Raw genomic sequence first — 19,224 nt, 5'->3', positions numbered from 1 at the left:
CGGAGTAGAAGCAGTCAGATGTATTTCTTTTGAAGTGCATCAGGTCATTGCTCCATTTTCCACTAGGAGGAGACCATAATGACTGATTCATATTCATTGGAAGAACTACAACGTGAAACCACGTTTGGTGGTGCAGGCGAAGACACCAACGACCGAGAAATTCGCATTATCGATATGAGCGATTTTGAAAATCGCCGAGAAGAAATCACCGAGCAACTTTGGCTTGCCGCAACCGAAATCGGTTTCTTCCAATTAAGCAACCACGGCATCGATCCTGAAGAAATAAAAGCCGCCTTCAAAGAGTCCGAGCGTTTCTTTAACCTTCCAGAAAGCATTAAAAGCAAATACCCAAGACCCAAAAGCGTCAATGCGGGCTGGGAAAGTCGTAGCCAAATTCGCCCTTCTACTGGCACTAAGGATCAAAAAGAGTCTTATCAGATTACCCAATACCACATGGATAATTTGTGGCCGACTGAAGAAGAGTTACCAAACTTTCAAGCCAATACGCTGCGTTTTGAAAAACAATGCTGGGAAGTCGGCATGAAGGTATTGTCTTGCTTTGCGGACAAACTAGGCTTTGATCGAGACTTCTTTAGCAAAGCCCATGACCCACGTAAGCCAGACTACCAAAGCACCTTGCGCTTGTTGCACTACTACGCAACTGAAGGCGTCACCGAACAAGGTAATATTTGGCGTGCTGGCGCTCATACGGATTTCGATTGTTTAACGCTATTGTTCCAACACGAAGGCCACGGCGGTTTACAAGTTTGCCCCGGCGCAGAAGCAGAAACTCAGCGCTGGACCAGCATTCCGCCACTTGGTGGCGTAATCACCTGCAACATCGGCGATATGCTCATGCGCTGGAGCGATGACCAGTTGAAATCCAACTTACACAGAGTTCGCCAACCACGAATCGATGAATACTGTGGCAGCCGTCATTCCATTGCCTTCTTTTGCCAAGCCAATAAAACGCAGATCATCCAAGGTCCGGCTAAACGTTATCAACCTATCAGCGCTGCAGACTTTTTGACCCAGCGCATTCAGGCTAATTTCGTCGATAAATAAGTAGAAAATTAAAAAACCATCATAGTCATCCTATGATGGTTTTTTTTATGTAAGACTTGATTCAAAATATCAAATAACAATATCTTCTTGGCGGTTGAATTGTATTAAGGCATTTTCAAACTCAGAAAGCGCGTTTTCAAAATCCACTCTTGAATTAAAGCCACCTAAAGATACTCTGAAGCAATTTACTGAAGGCAAAGACGCAGTAGGACAACGAAATAAATCTGCCGTTCTAACTTTGATATTTTTTGATGCAAAAAAATTATTCAGTTGATTTACATTAATATGGCTAGGTAATTCCAACCACGCATTCAAACCGCCAGTCCGAGAACGGAAACCATGCTTTTCAACCAATGCATGAAAAGCGCCTTGCCGATAACGCATCTCACCTTCGAGAAGAGACTGGTTATGTTGAAAATTTTCACTTATTAGGAAACGAATGGCCAATTCGAAGTTTAATGTCGATACCATCCAACACTGACTATGAATGCTCATATTAAAAGCTTGTTGCCACTGTTTAGGAACCAAACAGAAGGCAATTCTTAAACCACCCGCCACATATTTAGAGAGACTTGAAAGATAAAATATTCGATCTGGGGCTTGCTGTTGCAACGGCACTTTCCAGTTCTCTGGTAGACAATAATTCACATCATCTTCAATAATATAAAATTGATATTTCTCACTTAACTTTACTATTTCACTTAGCTGCTTTTCTGAGTACTGAATATTAGTCGGATTTTGAATGTTAGGCGTGATGTAAAGTGCTTTTGGGCGAAACTTCTGGCAGTACTCTTCTAATACCACCAAATCTAAACCTTCCGCCGTTAATGGCACACTTAGCGGATTGACGCCGCGGGCTTCAGCCGCTCGAAATACACCTGGGTACGCTAGCTCTTCATGTAAAATGTAGTCATTTTCTTTGGCGAGAATCTGCAGGCAAGTATAAATCCCTTGCTGGGCTCCTTGGGTAAAAGCAATGTCATCTTTATCAATTTGAATCTTTTTAGAAGCAAGCCAATCGCTGAATATNCAAGTATAAATCCCTTGCTGGGCTCCTTGGGTAAAAGCAATGTCATCTTTATCAATTTGAATCTTTTTAGAAGCAAGCCAATCGCTGAATATTTGCCGATGTTTTCGCAAGCCATTTGGCGAATAAGTCATCACCTCTTCTATTGAAATAAGATCTTGAGCCAATTCGTTTAGCGCATTTTTCACCAACATTTGCTGACCCAACATAGGCTGCATACTGGAGGCGAAATCGTATTCTTTAATGGCTGATACATCACTAGTCACAAAGGAGCTTGGAAGGTTTACATAAGTGCCTGCTCCCAGCTTTGCATTTACCAAGCCTTTCTTTTCAAGCAAGTCATAGGCTCTTGTTACCGTGCCATGGGTAATTTCTAGCTTATCCGCCAAAAGTCTTTGCGCTGGCAACTTTTGTCGATTTGGTAATTCACCAGACTGAATCGCCTGCTCGATAAGCAAAGCCAATGCTTTGTACTTTGGATGCGCCAAACAAGCTTTATCGAATGCGTCTTTACTAATTTCTATAATTGTATTCATAACAATAAATAAATTGCCCACAATTGTATTATATGTAAATCTATATTGGTACATTACACCAATAATTGTATCGATACAATTATTGGCTGAATTTTTCTAAGAAGGAAAGGAAATGATAAATAGCGCCCTATTGGAACTCGCTCCCGCTCTGATGCTTTTTTGCCTAATAAGCACCATCACACCTGGACCCAACAATATCCTGCTGGCTAACTCAGGGGCCAATTTTGGCATTAAAAGAACCTTGCCTCACGTGATTGGCATTCGTTTTGGCATGACAATACTGCATATAATGATTTTATTTGGCTTGGGTGAAATGTTTAAGCATTGGCCTTACCTTCATAAGGTGTTCACCTTTATTGCAGCAAGTTACATTGTTTATATGTCTATAAAAATCGCTTGTGCAAAAATGCCTTCAGACAAAAAGAGCCTTCAACCAATGGGCATTTTACAAGCCGCATCATTTCAGGCAATTAACCCTAAATCGTGGGCCAGCTTAATGACAGCAAGCTCTGTCTTCACATTGACTGGAGAGCTTTATTGGTCATCGGCTTTGCTATGCATCATGATGTTTAATATCGCGACGTTACCCGGCACATTCATGTGGATTACCATAGGCAAGCTCGTATCTAAGAGGCTTCAAGAACCTAAATTCCACCGTTACTTTAGTGTATCAATGGGATTATTACTGCTTGCGACCTTACCTATGATCTTTATCTAAAGATCGGCCAATCTGAACCCTGCAATCTTATGCACTTCACTCATGGCTCGGTCAAACTCTGTTTGCCAGTCATTGGGCGTTCTGGCTTCAAACCCTGCAAGTATCTGATCCTTGGTAGCGCCTTTCACAGCCATAATGAAGGGAAAACCAAACTTCTCTCGATAGGTATCGTTCAGCTGTAGAAAATGCGCTAGCTCTTCTTCAGAGCATTGATCCAGCCCTGCTCCTGACTGTTCTGAGGTTGACGCATGAGTGAGTTCACCCGCTAAAGCCGCTTTGCCTGCTAAATCTGGATGAGCGCGAAGCAGTATGAGTTTTTGTTCGTCAGTACTTTGCTCTACGATGTCAGCCATGGTGTCTTTGATTTTGTCGATACTGTCGAAATACTCACTTGGATGCTCGACTTTTTGTCGCCATAATTCTTCTGCAACCCAAGTGGAATGCTCATAAATACTGCTAAATAAAGCGATAAAATCCACTTCTTCCATTTGACTAATCGCAGCTAACGGGTCTTGCATAATAGGACTCCAAATTCTGACGGCTCTAAAAAGTTCTTATAAAAAAGATCTGTATGAATAACAAAATACGCTATACAGAAACACATGGCACAAATATTGATCTCTATGAAACAATATTTTCAGATCCATTTCACTTATAAAGACGCTTACTGCAAAAATCAGGCAAGCTTTCACATTAGATTGAGGTAAAACAATGGGATACTTAACCACTCACATTTTAGATACAACAAAAGGCGTTGCTGCGGCTGGCGTAAAAATACATCTTTACCAGCATTCTGCAGACGGCCAACGACAGCTTATTCATAGCACTGTGTCCAATAACGATGGCCGCTGTGATCAACCCTTGCTGCAAGCTGATAGCTTCTCTGTGGGCGTGTACGAACTAGAGTTTGGCATTGACGAGTACTTCGCTGACTCTCTCGAAGACTCAGACAATAACAAACCTACCGCTCCTAGTTTCTTAAACACGGTCATCATTCGCTTCGGCATCAATGATGAAAACGCCCATTATCACATTCCACTGCTTGTCTCGCCTTATTCTTACAGCACTTATCGTGGCAGCTAGTCTTATGTAATTAGGCTTCAGCCCAAGGCTTAATGAGCCAGAATGAAGCAAAAACCACAAAATTCGCACCAAGATAAAACACTTTCTGTCCTATCGGTCAGAGAAGAAAATACGCTTTTTTCTTCTCTGACCTATCACAACTGATTACGCACCACCCTAAAACAAAGGTTTCACATAAATAAATATAGGCTCATTTGTTTCATGGCATATTTATTGCCATTTACTCCTTTAACAAGACATTAAAAATTCGCTAAGACAACAAGAGAACGAAGCGAAAGATTAAAGGGGAATGATATGAAAGCACTTATTATTGGTGGCGGTATTGGTGGCATGTCTGCAGCGGCTGCGTTAAAGCAACAAGGCATCGAGTGTGAAATTTTTGAAGCGGTGAAAGAAATCAAACCTGTTGGCGCGGCGCTTTCTATTTGGTCTAACGGTGTAAAGTGCATGAACCATTTAGGTATGGGCAGCATTATGGACGCACTGGGCGGACCAATGCATAACATGGCTTACCACGATGGTTTAACTGGAAGCGTCATGACCCAATTTAGTCTTTCACCATTGGTTGATGCGGTTGGCGAACGCCCTTGCCCAGTATCACGTGCCGACTTACAAAGCCAAATGATCGATTGGTGGGGCCGTGATAAGGTTCAATTTGGCAAGCGTATTGAAAAAGTCGAGCAAAGTGACACAGGTGTAACTGCGTATTTTAGCGATGGTAGCAGCGCTGTGGGTGATTTTATGATTGCCGCTGACGGCACGCATTCTGTCGTTCGCGCTGATGTCATTGGCTATCAAACAGAACGTCGCTACGCTGATTATGTGAACTGGAATGGCTTAGTAGAAATAGATGAAAGCATTGCCCCTGGCGATCAATGGACAACCTTTGTTGGGCAAGGCAAACGCGTTTCTATTATGCCAATTGCCGGAGGCCGCTTTTACTTCTTCTTTGATGTGCCATTACCAAAAGGTCTAGCAGAAGACAGAAGTACAGTCGTTGCCGATCTAACGGGTTACTTTGCTGGCTGGGCTGAACCTGTCCAAAAACTGATTGCTGCCATTAATCCAGAAACCACCAATCGCATCGAAATTCATGACATCGAACCATTCGATACCTTGGTAAAAGGCAATATCGCCCTACTCGGCGATGCGGCCCACAGCACAACCCCAGACATTGGCCAAGGCGGTTGCTCTGCACTCGAAGACGCCGTTGTTCTTGGTCAGTGTTTCGCGGATCAATTCAAAGAGAAAGGCAAAACGGTTTCTGGTGTGCTAGCCGCTTTGAAGCAGTACGAAGAAGAACGCCGCTTTCGCGTAAAGGATCTAGTACTAAAAGCTCGCAAACGCTGTGATGTTACCCATGGTAAAGACATGCAAGAAACCCAAGCTTGGTATGATGAGCTAAGACACGAAACAGGCGAAAACATTATTGCAGGATTGCGTACTACTATTATTGGAGGGCCGCTAGCGTAATGCCAATAAGTCGCCAAGAAAGCACTAGAGAAGTGATTGCCCTACTGGGGAATCACTTTCTTGCCAGTTTCAAAAACCGCTCTCTGCTGTTAGTTAAATGTAACCGCATAGCAGCACGCGCAGCGTAAGAATCACCTCGCTCTATTGCAGTATACACTTCTTCATGCTCGTGGTTGACATGGGCGACATCAATACGCTTACGCGGAACAAGGCTGTTTTCCATGTGCTGCATGATATCGACAAAGTAATGATTACCTGCCGATTTGGCGATTAATAAATGGAAATTAAAATCCGCCAAACCAGCATCCGATACATGACCATTTCGGTCTATAGCTCGCAGTTCATCCAGTGCTTTGCGTATTTCCACTAGCTGCTCTTCAGTACGCCGCATGGCAGCCAAACCCGCAATTTCCACTTCCAAACCAATGCGCAGTTCCAAAATCTCTACCGCATCGTTCACATAATCAAAAGACAAATCCATTGGTCCTTGCCCTTTATTATTTAAAACAAAGGTGCCAATACCATGCTTGGTTTCTACATAGCCTGATGCTTGAAGTCGCTGTAGTGCTTCTCGCACAACCGTACGACTAACTCCATGCTCTTGCATGATGTCCGCTTCTTTAGGCAACTTATCACCAGGGTTTAATACTTTAATTTCTATTTTATTTAGTATTTCTTGAACCAGTTTTTGCGCCAAATTCCGTTGTGGCTTTTGTTCTGGACGGGGCTCATCAGCAGAAATAGTAGTCAGTAATACATCTTCTTTCACTTTCAGTTATTCCTAACAACCAAAAAAGTCATCATACAACATATAAAAGAAATACGGAAAACTAAAAAAAACAAGACATTAACTACTAACCAACTTCAAAAACACATGAGTTAAACGTGATAATGGCTCGAAAAAGTGATATTAAACACCATATAAAAAATAGTCATCATACCTCTTGACCGAAAACAAGTTAGTTGTATGATGTACTACATCAATTTATTACTGCTGATTACAAGAGATTTTCTTAGCCATGAAAATTACAAAAATAACAATCAGGCGCATTGCTATTCCATTTACGGCTGGCATACGAGACATAGCCCCCGTAAAAGAGGAAGATAAATTCAACGGCGCCTCTCCTAATATAGACAAGATGGAATCACTTCTTGTTGAAATAGAAACCGATACGGGTCTAACTGGCTGGGGCGAAGCATTCGGACACGCCTCAAACGTCGTGACTTATGCGGCTTTAGAACACCTTGTTGCACCTATGTTTGTTGGCAAAAACATCGCAAATTACGAACAACACCTCTACGCAGCCAAGCGTGCATTGCATAGCTTTGGTAGCTCAGGTCCTATGCTCTATGCCTTATCAGCAATCGATATTGCCATTTGGGATCTTAAAGCACAGCATGCCAAGCAACCCCTGTACAAATTTCTCGGTGGCAAAAGCGGCAAAATCAACCTTTACGCTAGCCTGGTAAGTTATGGCAATGAACCAGATAAAGTCCGTAAAAACGTCTTACGAACTGCCAATGCTGGCTTCAAAAAAATCAAACTACACGAAACAACCTATGCGGCTATTGCTGCTGCACGCGATGCATTGCCTGACGACGTAGAGCTCATGGTTGATGTTAATTGCCCTTGGAATCTTACGGAAGCAACAGACAACGTCACTGAGTTAAAACCGCTTAACTTAGGTTGGGTAGAAGAACCTGTTTGGCCGCCAGAAGATGCAGCTCAACTTGCAACCATTAGAAGCATTGGCGTGCCTATCTCAGCGGGTGAAAACGCTTCTGGCCCAGAAGGGTTTGAACAGTTATTTAAAGCAGGAGCCATTGATATTGCTCAGCCTAGCGTGAGCAAAATAGGTGGTATTACTGGCATGTATGATGTTTGCAAACGTGCCAAACACCACAACGTCAAAGTCGTCCCTCACTGTTTCTACTATGGTGCAGGCATGATAGCAACCGCCCATTTCATCGCGGCAAACATGCCCGAAACATCATTGGAAATACCTTTTATTGAATTGGGTGATTACCTTCATCCACTTAATGAATGCCCTGCGACATACGATCTTGGAAACACTCTTGGATTAGGCTTCTCACCAAAGCCAGAAATCTTAGAGAAATACACCATAGCATGCAGCTTAATTAACGATAAATAGCACAATCTTTCTTAGCACAATAAAAACAAACTACGCTTAAAGCGTATTTAGGAGAAGACTATGTTCACAAGAAAAAACCTTGCCGCCCTTGCAATTACATCAGCCCTTGCTGTTACACCAGCGGCATATGCAGCAAAAATGATTACGGTTGCTAACTTTTTCCCTGACACTCACCCTAACAGCATTGCACTAAAAGACACCTTCAAGAAAGATGTCGAAAGTCTTAGTAATGGCGAGCTAAAAGTTAAAGTATTTAGTAATGGCGTTTTAGGTGCAGAAGAAAAGCTCTATAACTCCGTTCGAGGTGGCACAGTCAGCATGGCTATCCTTGGCACAATTATGGATAAAGAGGTTCCCAATGTTGGCATCATCCAACTGCCTTTCTTATTCAAAAATTACGAGCACGCTCAAAACGCATTAAATAGCGATATCGGTCAAAAACTGGTTAATGAGATGGACTCCAATACCGGACTGCACTTTCTTGCTTACGGCGTTCAAGGATTCCGAGTCGTTGCCAGTAACCGAGAAATCTCTTCTATGAGTGATTTCCAAGGACTTCGTTTACGCTTCCCTGGCATTACCAGCATGCTTGAAATCGGTAAAAATTTAGGCGCGAATATCACGCCTTTACCTATTTCAGAAGTGTTTAGCGCACTAGAGCAAGGTGTTGTGGATGGTGTAGAAAACCCATACCCAAATATTGTCGCGTCTAAGTGGTATGAAATTGTGAAATACATCACAGAAACGAATCACGTTTTCACGCCAAACTTGTACTTAATGAACAACAACATTTGGAACGCTTTAACTAAGGAGCAGCAGCAAGCTGTGTCTACTGCAGCCCAAAATGCAGCAAAGCAAGAGTGGAGTTTGTTGATCAAGCAAGAAGCACAAAACAAAGCAAAACTTGAGCAAGATGGTGTGAAAATCACAGTTCCAGATCAGGCTTTCCACGATGCGCTAATAAAAGCAGAACAATCTGCTTATGAAAACTTCTACAAATCTCATCCAGGTGCTCGCGATATTGTTCAAGAAATCATTGCACTAGGCGAAAAGTAAGTTTGATAAGGGTGTCTATCTAATACGTATAGATGCCCTTTTTCCTATTAAACCTTGAATACTATTTGACCCATTAAGAGCATCCCCATGATGAAAAAGCTATCTCGCTCTGTAGACTTACTACTAGGAATCGGCATGGCGAGTTGTCTGGCCGCTATGTCTTGCCTTGTTTTCTCGAATGTCATTTTGCGCTATTTATTCGATTCTGGTATCACATGGTCGGAAGAAATGTCACGTTACTTGTTTGTATTTATGATCTTTCTTGGTACTACTCGAGCCATGAAATTCAATCAACACTTGAATGTCGATATATTTATTAAGCTTATGCCATTCAAATGGCTAAGAGTCACATTGCAACTTATTTCAGCTTCCTTAATGCTGTACGCACTCTGGTTACTCATCGATGGTAGCTGGCAATTAGCTAAGATTAATATGAATACTCTCGGCCCCGCCACAAATATGCCCTTATGGTTACTCTATGCAGGCGCAATGATTATGGGGGCTTGCATGTGCTTGTTTATTCTATTTGGCATTAGGCGCTTATTTGAAAACGAACAGCAACAAGACGCTCTCGACAAAAACAAAAACCATCAAGAAGGAGAAGCATAATGGAGCTGGTCATTTTTGCTGGCGCATTGTTTGGCGCCATTGTTATCGGTATGCCTATCGCCTTCGCGCTTATCATGACAGGTATGGCGCTGATGTTTTACATGGATATGTTTAACAGTCAGTTAATTGCAGAAAACCTAGTCAGTGGCAGTAATAATTTTTCTTTGATGGCAATTCCATTCTTCATACTCGCCGGTGAATTAATGAATGCTGGGGGGATTACCCGCCGAATTATTGATTTAGGCATGACTATGCTTGGCCATAAAAAAGGCGGCATGGGTTATGTCACCATTGTGGCAGCAATACTCTTTGCGTCTTTATCTGGCTCTGCAGTGGCTGATACCGTAGCGCTTGGTGCCATTTTGATTCCACTTATGGTGAAAGCGGGTTATGACCATAATCGCTCTTGTGGTCTTATTGCTTCTAGCGGCATCATCGCCCCAATTTTACCGCCGAGTATTCCGCTGATTTTATTTGGTGTCACCAGTGGCGTTTCTATCTCACAACTGTTTATTGCAGGCTTAGCACCAGGGCTCATGATGGGTGTATTACTCATTTTTGTGTGGTGGTACGTAACTCGCAAAGAAGATATCGAATTACTAGAAAAGGCCAGTCTTAGCGAGCGTCTACATGCTCTAAAAAATGCGCTATGGGCGCTCATCCTACCAGTCATTATTGTTGTCGGTTTGCGCTTTGGTGTGTTTACCCCGACGGAGGCTGGTGCTGTCGCAGCGTTTTACGCACTGTTTGTCGGAACATTTGTCTATCGCGAACTCACACCTAAGCGTTTATATGGCGTGTTAGTAAATTGCGCGACCCTAACCAGTATTATTATGTTCTTGGTGGCGGCTTCCTCTATTGCTGCTTGGATGATTACCATGGCCGATATTCCTGGTGCCGTGTCCGAATTATTACAACGCTGGAAAGACGATCCAACCACCCTAATGATCATTATCAACATCTTGGTATTAATCATCGGTATGGCGATGGATCTTGCTCCGGTTATCTTAATTTTGACACCGGTTCTCATGCCCGTCATTACAGCAGCGGGTATTGATCCTGTCTATTTTGGCATTGTCTTTGTGCTTAACCTCAGCATTGGCTTGCTAACACCGCCAGTAGGTACGGTTTTGGCCGCCATATCCAGTGTCGGCAATACCAGCATGGGCGCAGTTACCAAAGGCATAGCGCCTTTCTTGTTAGCTCAACTCGCTTTGCTCATTGCTTTAATTTTATTTCCGTCATTGGTTATGGTGCCGTTTAACGCCTTATATCATTAAGCGGAATTTAAAGCTTAAGCATAATAGTCATGGCTTTCTCACCATTTAACCTCAGGTGAGAAAGCCAATTAAAACTTGATAAGAATCAAAAAACTCGATATAAAGACATCTTCAACTGGAGATGACGATGAGTAAAAAATTCTTATTGCTGACACCTGAGGATGGCGCCGATGTTCTGAAAAGCCTAGCTGCGCCCGCTCGATTGGCAATATTGTCCTTGTTACATGAAAAAGGACCAATGAATGTTAACGACATTTCAGACCTTCTCGAATTACCTCAATCATCGACTTCCAGTCATATCAACTCCCTCGAAAGTGCCGGTTTAATAACCACCGAAAGCCAAAAAGGCCGCAAAGGCAGCCAGAAAATTTGTCGTGCAACCCACGAAGAAATTGTCTTGTCTTTCAGCAACACCAAACAGAACAAAAACAATGTCATCGAAGTGGCTATGCCTGTGGGCTTATATTCTGAATTTGATGTCATGGCCCCTTGTGGTTTGTGTTCTGAGTCCGGCATTGTTGGCTTCCTAGACAGCCCAGACACTTACCTTTCTCCTGACCGCATGCGCGCCAGTTTGTTGTGGTTCACCAAGGGCTATGTGGAATATCAATTCCCCAACAACGCCCGCATTGCAGGCCAGACAGTGAAAGAGCTAGAGCTGGTCATGGAGCTTTCATCCGAAGTACCTGGCACGTCCGAAAACTGGCCTTCTGATATCCATATATCAATCAATGGCAAGACTGCAGCGATCTGGACAGCTCCTGGAGATTATGGCGATCACCAAGGCAAATACACACCCGATTGGTGGAAGCTTGCAGGCAGTCAGTATGGCCATTTAAAAAGCTTTCGTGTCACTAATGACGGTACATACGTCGATGGTGTACGGGTTTCTGATATCTCTTTGAAAGATCTCGCGCTTGAAGAGCATAGATCGATTCGGGTACGAATCTCTGTTCCCGATGATGCTGAACACCCTGGCGGCATCAATATTTTTGGCAAGCAATTTGGTAATTACGACCAAGACATTATTTTACGCCTTCAATCTTAAACATCTTATTTTCTGATGCAGATGTCAGCAAGCCTGCCTTAACAAATAAAATTTATAAACCCTATAAGTTTCAATACTTTAAAAAAACCAAAACACTTACCTCTTTCTTTTTTCGTTACAAATCTCACTCACCCATACCAATTTTGGTATTTATCTGCACAAAAAATATACGTCTTATTGATTGACCTCAGGTCAAATATGCTTTTAATATCCACTAATCAGATAAGAAACATAAATACAGATACTTAATAAATTCTTAAAAAATACAAAAATAAGAAAGGAGACTTCCATGCGCGCCAATGTGACCGCACATAAAGATTATGTGATTGCCAAAATAGACCCTCGCCTTTACGGCTCTTTCATCGAGCATTTAGGACGTGCTGTTTATAGCGGCATCTACGAACCAGGTCATGCAACCGCAGACGAACACGGCTTTCGCCAAGATGTGATCGAACTGATTAAAGATATAGACGTACCAGTTACTCGCTACCCTGGTGGTAACTTCGTTTCTGCTTACAACTGGGAAGATGGCATAGGGCCAAAAGAAGACCGCCCGACTCGCCTAGACCTTGCTTGGCATACTTCAGAAAGCAACGAAATAGGTATTCACGAATTTGCAGAATGGGCAGAACAAGCCGGTACAGAAATGATGCTAGCGGTGAATCTTGGCTCACGCGGCTTAGACGAAGCACGTGCTTTTCTTGAATATGTGAACCACCCTGGCGGCTCATATTGGTCTGACCTTCGCAAGCAAAACGGTCGTGAAGAACCTTGGGACGTTAAACTTTGGTGTCTGGGTAATGAAATGGATGGACCTTGGCAAATCGGACAAAAAACCGCCGCTGAATATGGTCGAGTAGCATTCGAAACCGCTAAAGCCATGCGCGCTTTCGACAAAAACATCGAGCTGGTTGTTTGTGGCTCTTCTTCCCCTAAAATGCCGACCTACCCTGAATGGGAAAGCACTGTACTAGATTACACCTACGACACAGTCGACTACATTTCACTGCATATGTATTTCGATAATCACGAAAAAAACACCGCCAATTACTTAGCCAAAGCCAGCTTGCTTGATAACTATATCGACACCATCGCAGCAGTCATTAAAGCCACTAAAGCCAAAAAACGCTCCAAACACGATGTGTATATTTCCTTCGATGAATGGAACGTCTGGTATCACTCTAACGAACAAGACAAAAAAATTCTCGGTGGCAATGACGGCTGGCCACATGCTCCAGCTTTGTTAGAAGACATTTACGACTTTACCGATACACTACAAGTTGGCTGTATTCTGAACACCTTTATTCGCCACAGTGATGTGGTCAAAATTGGCTGTTTGGCGCAATTGGTCAACGTTATCGCGCCGATTATGACAGTCAAAGATGGACCAGCGTGGCGTCAGTCGACTTACTATCCATATTTGTATGCGTCCCAATACGGTCGTGGCACAGCACTCAACCTTGCGGTGCAATGCCAAGGCTACGATACAGAGTTCGCCAGTGATGTTTCCTATCTGGATATTTCTGCCGTGGAATCCGATAACGATGGCGGATTGACCTTCTTCATCGTCAACCGCCACCCAGATGAAAGCATTGAATTAGATCTGTCTCTACAAGGCTTCACACACCAGAAAGTAATTATGGATAAAGTCATGTCAGGTCATGCACTTGACGCAAAAAATGGCCCAGATGCAGAGCAAGTAGCACCAAAAGATGGTCAAGGCGCATCTGTTACGCAGCAAAAACTAACGGCAAGCATTGCTCCTATGAGCTATCGCATGATTCGACTTGGGGTGTAACACCCCAAGATCTTCCGTTTAAAATTTGCTGAGAGAGGAAAACATGTCTGCATCTATCTCTATAAAAAATATAACAAAGCGATATGACAGCGTTACCGTATTAGACGACATTAACCTACACATTGAAGACGGTGAGTTTGTTGTATTCCTTGGTCCTTCTGGCTGCGGAAAATCCACCTTATTGCGCATGATTGCGGGGCTGGAATCCATTACAGAAGGTTCCATTGAAATTGGCGACAAGCGCATTGACACCTTACCTCCGGGTCAACGTGGCGTCGCTATGGTGTTTCAGTCCTATGCGCTCTATCCACACATGACGACTCGCCAAAACATGGCGTTTGGTCTAGAAAACGTGAAAGTAGCCCAAGACGAAATTGATCGTCGTGTTAATGATGCGGCGAAAATCCTCGAAATCGATCATTTGTTAGACCGTAAACCCGGACGACTGTCTGGCGGTCAACGTCAGCGCGTCGCCATAGGTCGCGCCATTGTAAAAGAACCAAAAGCCTTCTTGTTTGATGAACCACTATCTAACTTGGATGCCGCATTGCGCGGCAGGACGCGGCTGGAGCTAGCACAACTCCACCAGCGTCTTGGTTCGACTATGATCTTTGTTACCCATGATCAGGTGGAAGCTATGACGTTAGCAGATCGCATTGTCATCATGCACAACCAAAAAATTGAACAAATCGGCACGCCTATGGAAATTTACCAACACCCTGTGAGTCGTTTTGTCGCGGAATTTGTTGGCTCTCCACCTATGTCTATGTTGCCGATTAATAACATCCAACAAACCGCTAATGGCGTCACTGTTGAAGTCAGTAGAGCAGGAAGCATCGCCACAGCGATTACCCTTCCACCGGAGTTTAACGCCAAAGACGCAGTAATTGGCATTAGAGCGGAAGACACTGCAGTGGTTTCCTCAGAAGAAGATGGCCTTGATCTGACCATAAAAGTGGTTGAGCGTCTTGGTGATCGCACGCTGCTATATGGCACTTTAATCGACGGCACAGACCTTATCGCCGAAGATTCGGGTCGCTCAAAAGTGAAAGCAGGTGAAACAGTCAGAGTGTCGATTTCACCTCACGCTGCACATATCTTTGACGGTGATGGCCTTGCTCATCACAGTCAAATGGAGGTGTAAAATGGCGGAAAGTTATCGTCGTTCTCGTTGGACAAATGGCTTATTTGTCGTTCCCTATCTCAGCGTTTTTTTGACCTTGCTGGTATTTCCGCTTGGCTGGGGAATTTGGCTATCGCTTAATAAAGTCGATCTGTTTGGTGGCGAACGCTTCATTGGTTTAAAAAACTACGCGCGCGTTTTGAGCGATCCAATCTTTGGTCAAGCAGTAAAAAATACACTAATTTTCGTCGGCGTATCCGTGCCTACTTTGGTTATTCTGGGATTGTTTCTGGCGTTGGCCTTGAATAAAACCACCAAAGGCTCGTCCTTTTTAAGAGGTTTATTTTTTGCCTCTTCCATATTGTCCGTCACCATAGTGACGCTCATCTGGCGGATCGTGTTTATCCCTAATGACGGCTTAATGGCGTTGATTTTCAACTATTTTGGCTGGCAGCCAATTGGATTTCTTTCAACGACGGGCTGGTCACTGTTTTCAGTGGGCGTAGCAACCGTTTGGTGGTGCATTGGTTTACCCATGATGCTGTTCTTAGCCGCCTTACAACAGATACCAAAAGACCTGTATGAAGCGGCAGCGTTAGATAACGCCTCCCGCTGGCGCGTGCTTACGCGTATCACCCTACCATCCATTAAATCGACCATTATGTTGGTGGCCATCATTCAGGTAGTCATGCAATTCCAGTTATTTGGTCAGGCACAACTGATGACCAACGGCGGCCCTGCGGGCTCGTCACGACCCATTGTGATGTACATATATGAGATTGGCTTCTTACGTTGGGACATAGGAATGGGCGCAGCTGCGTCACAAATCCTATTCTTAATTATTCTGTGTGCCGCCATGCTGCAATATTGGGTCAGCACTCGTAAAGAGGAGACAGACGCATGAAAGCATTAAACTATTCGCCTGAGCATTTAACCTCGAACCGTCGCTTGTTCTGGATCGCGGCTGCACTTGGTGTCATCATGATGGCGCCAGTAGCTTGGATTATTGGCCTCTCGCTGAAAGACAACGCGGAATTGCTCAAAGGCACAGAAGCTGTCTTTTCATTTCCTTATACCTTGGTGAATTACGCCAACATCCTTGAATCTTCCAGCGTTTTTGGCTGGTTTATGAATTCGATGATAGTGGCGGTTGGGCAAACGTTTGGTGTCTTACTACTTTCTTCTCTAGCAGGTTATGCCTTTGCAAGACTGGAATTTCCATTCCGTAAGACATTATTCATCATTGTATTATTTGGCTTAGCGGTACCAGAACAAGCGGTGATTATTGCTCGTCATCAGATGTTTAACTGGTTTGATCTACACAACACCCACATTGGTTTGATATTGCCTAACTTGTCTTCGGCGTTTGGCGTTTTTCTAATGACGCAATTCTTTCGGGCTATCCCTAAAGAAATTGATGAAGCCGCCATGCTAGATAACACTTCAACTTTCCGTATCTTCTGGAAAGTATTGTTACCACTAACACTACCTGCACAAGCGACCTTGGGCATTTTCACTTTCTTGCAAGCTTGGAATGATTACTGGTGGCCGCTTATCTCCGCGACTAAATCTGACATGTACACACTCACTATAGGCATAGCCTCCTCGCAAACGAACTTTGCGCAATCCGAAGGATTAGGCTTTTTAGGGGCGCAAGCCATCTTCGCTTCCTTGCCCGTGGTGATCGTCTACATCTTCTTTCAACGCCACATAGTGACCGCGGTATCAGGAGGCGCCGTGAAATAACACTTGTCACAATGACTAAAAAATAATTTGAACTAAAAAGATCAGAAATTGGAAGTGAAATAGGGCTACAACAATAACAACGACCTAGGAGAATCAATAATGAAAAAGCTACTTCTTGGAACAACCGCAGTCAGCCTACTGGCGCTGTCTTCATGGGCCAATGCCAACACAACCATTGAGTTACAGCGTTTCTTTGGCGCTTGTGAAGCGGAATATGGCAAGACAACCGATGTGTCTGCTGCCGTTGGTGAATGCGGCATTATTACCACGCTAGTGAATAAATTCGAAGCGGACAATCCTGATATTGACGTGAAAGTCACCACAGTAGAATGGCCAGGATACGATCAACTCAACGCTCAGCTAGCGTCTCGATCCGCTCCAGATGTGGTCTCTATGCATTACTCTGCCATGTCAGATTACCAATCCCGTGGCCTTTTGGTTCCGCTTGATAAGTTACTAAAAGACCAAGGTATCAAAGCAACAGACTTTACAGACGCAGCTATTTCCAGTGTCACGAAAGAAGGCAAAGTCTATGCTCTTCCATTTGATAACTGGACCATGTTATTTCACGTAAATAACAATCTGATGAAAAAAGCAGATCTAATGAAAGCCGATGGCACGCCCATGCTACCAACCAGCCGTGATGAGCTTTTTGCGCAAGGCAAACAGTTCAACGAAGCGACAGGAAAGCCCTACTTAGTACAAGTTTTAGCTAACGAAACCGCCACGTACGCACGTATTTTTTATACCCTAATGATGCAACAAGACAGCAAATTTTTCGCCGATCCTGGCCATATTGATTTAAGTGGTGAAGATGCAAAAGCCGCACTTACCTTGATGAAAAACATCATGGACAAAGACTTAAGTACAAAAAATATGGATTACCCTGCTGCCGTATCAGCCTTTGCTAATGGCGCTGGCGGTATTGCAGTTAATGGGACCTGGTTAATTGGCTCTTATGACGCCCAATCTAAACAAGCCAATAACGCACTGTCTGACGGCTATAGTGTATTCCCTGTGCCTCAGTTTTTTAAACAAAAAGACGCCACTTATGCCGACGGACACGGTTGGGTTGTTCCTCGTGGTGATCGTAGCGATGAAAAAATGGCTGCTATTGGCAAACTGTTTAAATTCCTCTACGACAATGATTACGAATGGTCTCGTACTGGCCACTTGCCAACAGTCAAAAAAGTCATCGCCAGCGACAAGTTCAAATCCTTACCGCATCGTAGTGATATTGCAAAAATAGCCACAACAGGACAAGCCTTACCAGCTGGGGTATTACGACAATTTGCCATTCAAGACATTCTTGGTGAAGAACTAGGTTCTGCCGTTACTGGCAACAAATCAATAGACGATGCGTTAGAAACAGCGCAATATCGCATTAACGACTTGTTAGAAAATATCTGATTTATCTATATATCTATACTTTCGGGAGCTTCGGCTCCCGTTTATTTGAAAAGGATACTTCCGTGAACCTCGCTCCAGACTTAAACCAAGTTCAATCTGTCACGCTAAAAAACGCGCAACTCAAGGTGTCTATTTTGACATTAGGCGCTAGCATCCAATCTATTTATCTAAATGGCTACGAACATTCTTTAGTTTTAGGCTCGCCAAAGTTGTCCGATTACCTTCAGGGGGCAAAATACTTTGGTGCAGTCGTCGGTCGAGTGGCAAACCGAACCAATAAAGGCCATGCAGTCATTGGCGATCAAACCTATCAATTACCACCAACCTTGCCAGAAGCACATCATTTACATGGCGGCCCAGCTGGAACAGGCAGCAAGAACTGGTCAATCATTCAACAAAATGACGACATGGTTCAGCTGCAAACCAAGTTAGCTGACAGTGAAATGGGTTATCCAGGCAACATGATTATCGATGTGTTTTATCGTCTACTCGATAGCACTTTGGAAATGGAAATCACTGCCACCACAGACAAGCTAACGATTTGCAATTTTGCTGGTCATAGCTACGTAAACCTTGATGGCAAAGGCTCTATTTTAGATCACCAACTTAGTATCCAAGCCGATCATTATTTACCAGTCGATGCAGGGCTTATTCCAACAGGAGAAGTTACTCCAACTGCTGGCAGCGCGTTTGATTTTCACCAACTTCGAACCATTGGTCGTGACGATTATCCTGGGTTAGACACTAACTTTTGTCTTTCTCTTGCTAGTCACCGCCCAATACAAACGGTAGCAACACTAAAAGGCCCCATCACCGGACTCACATTAGATTACCAGACGACTGAGCCAGGACTGCAAGTTTACGATGGCCGTCATATCCAACTTGATGCTGAATCGAATATTAACCAAGGCGCATTGACAGCTTACGCAGGTCTTGCCCTTGAAGCCCAGCATTGGCCGGACGCGATTAACCAATCTCACTTCCCGCCAATCTTACTTGCACCAGAAGATACTTACCGACAAGTTACGCGGTATGCATTCGAGTAATCTTTAGATTTAAACAGGATATAAACAAAAAAAGGGCTTGCTACAACGAATGT

Annotated in this window: 18 protein-coding genes; 15 read left to right on the top strand and 3 right to left on the bottom strand. The window is 43.7% G+C overall.

Features of this window, described 5'->3' with window-relative positions; all coding sequences use genetic code 11:
* Positions 1-78 precede the first annotated feature (78 nt).
* The gene (locus tag KPL72_RS15905) at positions 79-1,065 is read left to right on the top strand and encodes an isopenicillin N synthase family dioxygenase (RefSeq protein ID WP_212915635.1); all 987 of its coding nucleotides are present in this window, start codon (positions 79-81) and stop codon (positions 1,063-1,065) included.
* 69 nt (positions 1,066-1,134) lie between these two features.
* Here KPL72_RS15905 and KPL72_RS15900 read toward each other — a convergent pair whose 3' ends face one another.
* Complete coding sequence (locus KPL72_RS15900; RefSeq protein ID WP_219703649.1) at positions 1,135-2,628, bottom strand: aminotransferase-like domain-containing protein; 1,494 nt, start codon at positions 2,626-2,628, stop codon at positions 1,135-1,137.
* Positions 2,629-2,740: 112 nt separating this feature from the next.
* Here KPL72_RS15900 and KPL72_RS15895 point away from each other — a divergent pair, with 112 nt between their 5' ends.
* Positions 2,741-3,346 carry a LysE family translocator gene (locus tag KPL72_RS15895; protein WP_249422299.1) on the top strand — a complete coding sequence of 202 codons (606 nt, stop codon included), beginning with the start codon at positions 2,741-2,743 and terminating at the stop codon, positions 3,344-3,346.
* Here the strand turns inward: KPL72_RS15895 and uraD are convergent.
* Positions 3,343-3,864, bottom strand: a complete 522-nt coding sequence (gene uraD, locus KPL72_RS15890; RefSeq protein ID WP_219703647.1) for a 2-oxo-4-hydroxy-4-carboxy-5-ureidoimidazoline decarboxylase — start codon at positions 3,862-3,864, stop codon at positions 3,343-3,345. The genes KPL72_RS15895 and uraD overlap by 4 nt on opposite strands.
* Before the next feature lie 193 nt (positions 3,865-4,057).
* On the opposite strand from uraD, the gene uraH reads away from it, so the two are divergent.
* Positions 4,058-4,429 carry a hydroxyisourate hydrolase gene (uraH, locus tag KPL72_RS15885; protein WP_072840491.1) on the top strand — a complete coding sequence of 124 codons (372 nt, stop codon included), beginning with the start codon at positions 4,058-4,060 and terminating at the stop codon, positions 4,427-4,429.
* Positions 4,430-4,723: 294 nt separating this feature from the next.
* Complete coding sequence (hpxO, locus tag KPL72_RS15880) at positions 4,724-5,902, top strand: FAD-dependent urate hydroxylase HpxO (RefSeq protein WP_219703645.1); 1,179 nt, start codon at positions 4,724-4,726, stop codon at positions 5,900-5,902.
* Between the two features lie 52 nt (positions 5,903-5,954).
* Here hpxO and KPL72_RS15875 read toward each other — a convergent pair whose 3' ends face one another.
* On the bottom strand, positions 5,955-6,671 hold the full coding sequence (locus tag KPL72_RS15875) for a FadR/GntR family transcriptional regulator (protein WP_346729521.1): 717 nt from the start codon (positions 6,669-6,671) through the stop codon (positions 5,955-5,957).
* A 250-nt stretch (positions 6,672-6,921) separates the two neighbouring features.
* On the opposite strand from KPL72_RS15875, the gene KPL72_RS15870 reads away from it, so the two are divergent.
* The 11 genes from KPL72_RS15870 to KPL72_RS15820 all read left to right on the top strand — a co-directional run bounded on the left by KPL72_RS15870 (position 6,922) and on the right by KPL72_RS15820 (position 19,171).
* Positions 6,922-8,055, top strand: coding sequence for a mandelate racemase/muconate lactonizing enzyme family protein (locus KPL72_RS15870; protein WP_219703643.1), 1,134 nt, complete (start codon positions 6,922-6,924; stop codon positions 8,053-8,055).
* A gap of 60 nt (positions 8,056-8,115) precedes the next feature.
* The gene (locus tag KPL72_RS15865) at positions 8,116-9,111 is read left to right on the top strand and encodes a TRAP transporter substrate-binding protein (RefSeq protein WP_212915641.1); all 996 of its coding nucleotides are present in this window, start codon (positions 8,116-8,118) and stop codon (positions 9,109-9,111) included.
* Positions 9,112-9,198: 87 nt separating this feature from the next.
* Positions 9,199-9,720, top strand: coding sequence for a TRAP transporter small permease (locus KPL72_RS15860; RefSeq protein ID WP_219703641.1), 522 nt, complete (start codon positions 9,199-9,201; stop codon positions 9,718-9,720).
* Positions 9,720-11,000, top strand: coding sequence for a TRAP transporter large permease (locus KPL72_RS15855; RefSeq protein WP_212915643.1), 1,281 nt, complete (start codon positions 9,720-9,722; stop codon positions 10,998-11,000). Before KPL72_RS15860 ends, KPL72_RS15855 begins: the two co-directional genes overlap by 1 nt.
* Before the next feature lie 127 nt (positions 11,001-11,127).
* Complete coding sequence (locus tag KPL72_RS15850) at positions 11,128-12,048, top strand: ArsR/SmtB family transcription factor (RefSeq protein ID WP_212915644.1); 921 nt, start codon at positions 11,128-11,130, stop codon at positions 12,046-12,048.
* Positions 12,049-12,337: 289 nt separating this feature from the next.
* Positions 12,338-13,846, top strand: coding sequence for an arabinosylfuranosidase ArfA (gene arfA, locus KPL72_RS15845; protein ID WP_219703640.1), 1,509 nt, complete (start codon positions 12,338-12,340; stop codon positions 13,844-13,846).
* 43 nt (positions 13,847-13,889) lie between these two features.
* Entirely contained in the window at positions 13,890-14,990 is a 1,101-nt protein-coding gene (locus tag KPL72_RS15840) for an ABC transporter ATP-binding protein (protein WP_219703638.1), read from the top strand.
* A 1-nt stretch (position 14,991) separates the two neighbouring features.
* A complete protein-coding gene (locus tag KPL72_RS15835) occupies positions 14,992-15,873 on the top strand; it encodes a carbohydrate ABC transporter permease (protein ID WP_212915647.1) in 882 nt (293 codons plus the stop codon).
* Positions 15,870-16,715, top strand: a complete 846-nt coding sequence (locus KPL72_RS15830) for a carbohydrate ABC transporter permease (RefSeq protein WP_212915648.1) — start codon at positions 15,870-15,872, stop codon at positions 16,713-16,715. The genes KPL72_RS15835 and KPL72_RS15830 overlap by 4 nt, the downstream gene beginning before the upstream one ends.
* 99 nt (positions 16,716-16,814) lie before the next feature.
* Positions 16,815-18,125 (top strand): extracellular solute-binding protein, encoded by a 1,311-nt coding sequence (locus KPL72_RS15825; RefSeq protein ID WP_212915649.1) that lies wholly within the window; start codon positions 16,815-16,817, stop codon positions 18,123-18,125.
* Between the two features lie 62 nt (positions 18,126-18,187).
* Positions 18,188-19,171: an aldose epimerase family protein gene (locus tag KPL72_RS15820; protein ID WP_219703636.1), complete on the top strand. Its 984-nt coding sequence runs from the start codon at positions 18,188-18,190 to the stop codon at positions 19,169-19,171.
* Positions 19,172-19,224 lie beyond the last annotated feature (53 nt).

The organism is Marinomonas lutimaris (genome assembly GCF_019426345.1).
GTDB classification, from domain to species: Bacteria; Pseudomonadota; Gammaproteobacteria; order Pseudomonadales; family Marinomonadaceae; genus Marinomonas; species Marinomonas lutimaris.
This window is presented reverse-complemented; position numbering and strand designations above follow the sequence as displayed.

Excerpts from the sequence above, each read along its gene's own strand:
- KPL72_RS15855 (WP_212915643.1), top strand. The coding sequence starts at position 9,720 with ATGGAGCTGGTCATTTTTGCTGGCGCATTGTTTGGCGCCATTGTTATC.
- KPL72_RS15895 (WP_249422299.1), top strand. The coding sequence starts at position 2,741 with ATGATAAATAGCGCCCTATTGGAACTCGCTCCCGCTCTGATGCTTTTT.
- KPL72_RS15840 (WP_219703638.1), top strand. The coding sequence starts at position 13,890 with ATGTCTGCATCTATCTCTATAAAAAATATAACAAAGCGATATGACAGC.
- KPL72_RS15835 (WP_212915647.1), top strand. The coding sequence starts at position 14,992 with ATGGCGGAAAGTTATCGTCGTTCTCGTTGGACAAATGGCTTATTTGTC.
- KPL72_RS15825 (WP_212915649.1), top strand. The coding sequence starts at position 16,815 with ATGAAAAAGCTACTTCTTGGAACAACCGCAGTCAGCCTACTGGCGCTG.
- arfA (WP_219703640.1), top strand. The coding sequence starts at position 12,338 with ATGCGCGCCAATGTGACCGCACATAAAGATTATGTGATTGCCAAAATA.
- KPL72_RS15865 (WP_212915641.1), top strand. The coding sequence starts at position 8,116 with ATGTTCACAAGAAAAAACCTTGCCGCCCTTGCAATTACATCAGCCCTT.
- KPL72_RS15870 (WP_219703643.1), top strand. The coding sequence starts at position 6,922 with ATGAAAATTACAAAAATAACAATCAGGCGCATTGCTATTCCATTTACG.
- uraD (WP_219703647.1), bottom strand. The coding sequence starts at position 3,864 with ATGCAAGACCCGTTAGCTGCGATTAGTCAAATGGAAGAAGTGGATTTT.
- hpxO (WP_219703645.1), top strand. The coding sequence starts at position 4,724 with ATGAAAGCACTTATTATTGGTGGCGGTATTGGTGGCATGTCTGCAGCG.
- KPL72_RS15860 (WP_219703641.1), top strand. The coding sequence starts at position 9,199 with ATGATGAAAAAGCTATCTCGCTCTGTAGACTTACTACTAGGAATCGGC.
- KPL72_RS15850 (WP_212915644.1), top strand. The coding sequence starts at position 11,128 with ATGAGTAAAAAATTCTTATTGCTGACACCTGAGGATGGCGCCGATGTT.
- uraH (WP_072840491.1), top strand. The coding sequence starts at position 4,058 with ATGGGATACTTAACCACTCACATTTTAGATACAACAAAAGGCGTTGCT.
- KPL72_RS15905 (WP_212915635.1), top strand. The coding sequence starts at position 79 with ATGACTGATTCATATTCATTGGAAGAACTACAACGTGAAACCACGTTT.
- KPL72_RS15830 (WP_212915648.1), top strand. The coding sequence starts at position 15,870 with ATGAAAGCATTAAACTATTCGCCTGAGCATTTAACCTCGAACCGTCGC.